Source organism: Nonomuraea sp. NPDC001684 (assembly GCF_053596515.1).
This window is the reverse complement of record NZ_JBSFGJ010000837.1, coordinates 1-1,730: the sequence shown is the minus strand read 5'-3', so window position 1 is coordinate 1,730 and position 1,730 is coordinate 1. Positions and strand designations below refer to the sequence as shown.

Annotated in this window: 1 protein-coding gene and 2 tRNA genes; all 3 read left to right on the top strand. The window is 70.7% G+C overall.

Annotation, left to right across the window (positions count from 1 at the left end):
- Window positions 1-1,446: N-acetylmuramoyl-L-alanine amidase (locus ACWCSD_RS52345; protein WP_449927355.1), on the top strand; the 1,446-nt coding region annotated here is incomplete at its 5' end.
- Window positions 1,447-1,536: 90 nt separating this feature from the next.
- Window positions 1,537-1,608: transfer RNA gene (locus ACWCSD_RS52340), tRNA-Gly, on the top strand.
- Between the two features lie 15 nt (window positions 1,609-1,623).
- A tRNA-Cys gene (locus tag ACWCSD_RS52335) sits at window positions 1,624-1,694 on the top strand.
- Window positions 1,695-1,730 lie beyond the last annotated feature (36 nt).

Here is a 1,730-nt window from a genome sequence, read left to right as displayed (position 1 = left end):
GTCGCGCGGCGCACGGACGACGGCTTCGACGTGCGGCTGGACGCCGTGCCCGGCCTGCGCCCGCCCGCGGCCCCGGCGAAGAGCGCGACCGGCGACGGCAGCCCGACCGGCGACGACTACGACGAGGACGACGACCCGTTCTTCTTCTCCGACATGGAGCCCGAGGGCGACGACGACTCGGAGTCGGCCGACGAGTCCGACTGGGACGTGCCCGCGCAGGACGAGCTGCCGCTGACCGCCGCCGACTCCTCCGCCGGTTCGTCCGCCGAGTGCCCGAGCAGCCTCAGGTGCGAGTGGATGCCGGCCGCGTACGAGAGGTACGGCAGGAAGAAGGACCGCGGCTACGGCAACCACGACCGGGTCGAGGGCCGCCGCCAGATCGACTACATCGTCATCCACGACACCGAGGGCGGCTACCAGGGCATCCCGTCGATGATCGGCAACCCGAAGTACGTGAGCTGGCACTACACGATCCGCTCCCGGGACGGGCACGTCGCCCAGCACGTCCCGACGAAGGACATCGCCTGGCACGCCGGCAACTGGGACTTCAACGCCCGCTCGATCGGCATCGAGCACGAGGGCTACCTGGCCAGGGGCTCCTGGTACACCGAGGCGATGTACCGGTCGTCGGCCCGGCTGGTGCGCTACCTCGCCGGCCGGTACGGCATCCCGCTCGACCGCGCCCACATCCTCGGCCACGACAACGTGCCGGGCGCCACGGCGCAGGCGGTCGCCGGCATGCACGAGGACCCCGGCCCCTACTGGGACTGGGCCCACTACTTCGAGCTGATGAACCACCCGTTCAAGGGCGACGGGACGGGCTCGTCGGTGATCATCCGGCCGTCCTACGACGACAACCGGCCGTACTACACCGGCTGCGCCAGCACCAAGCCCGGCCGCCGGTGCCCGGAGCACGGCGCGGCCAGCGTGTGGCTGCACACCCGGCCGAGCGAGAGCGCCCCGCTGGTCAACGACGCCGGCAAGCACCCCGGGAAGCCGAGCACGTACAGCGTGTACGACCACAGCGCCCGCGCCTCGACCGGGCAGCGGTTCGCGGTGGCCGGACGGCAGGGCGACTGGACGGCGATCTGGTACCTGGGGCAGCGGGCCTGGTTTCTCAACCCGTCCTCCGCCCCGACGGCCGTGCCGGCGAAGGGCCCGCTGGTCACGCCGCTGGCCGCGGGCACCAAGGTGTACGGCCGCGCCTACCCGGAGCGGTCGGCGTACCACGGCGGCGGGGTGCAGCCGCTGACGCCGTTGCAGTACCGGATCGGGCCGGGGCAGTCGTACTCGCTGGGCGGCACGGTCACCGGCTCCTTCTACTCGGCCGGCGCCTTCAACCCGGCCAGGCACGTGCGGGTCGCGGGGTCCGTCCGGTACCACCAGATCCAGCTCGGGCATCGTGTCATGTTCGTCCAGGCCAAGGATGTGCGCGTCATCCGCTGAATTTCGCCCCACGGGGCTCGGGCTGCGCACGGGCACTCCGCGAAGACGATATGGTTTTCCCGTGGCCCCGCGAGTTCGCGGGGGATTCACGCGGAAGTGGCTCAGTGGTAGAGCATCACCTTGCCAAGGTGAGGGTCGCGGGTTCGAATCCCGTCTTCCGCTCGGAGTCAAACTCCTGGTGGAGTGGCCGAGAGGCGAGGCAGCGGCCTGCAAAGCCGTCTACACGGGTTCAAATCCCGTCTCCACCTCGGTGGTACAACGGACTCTCCTGGGTCCGGTAAAGT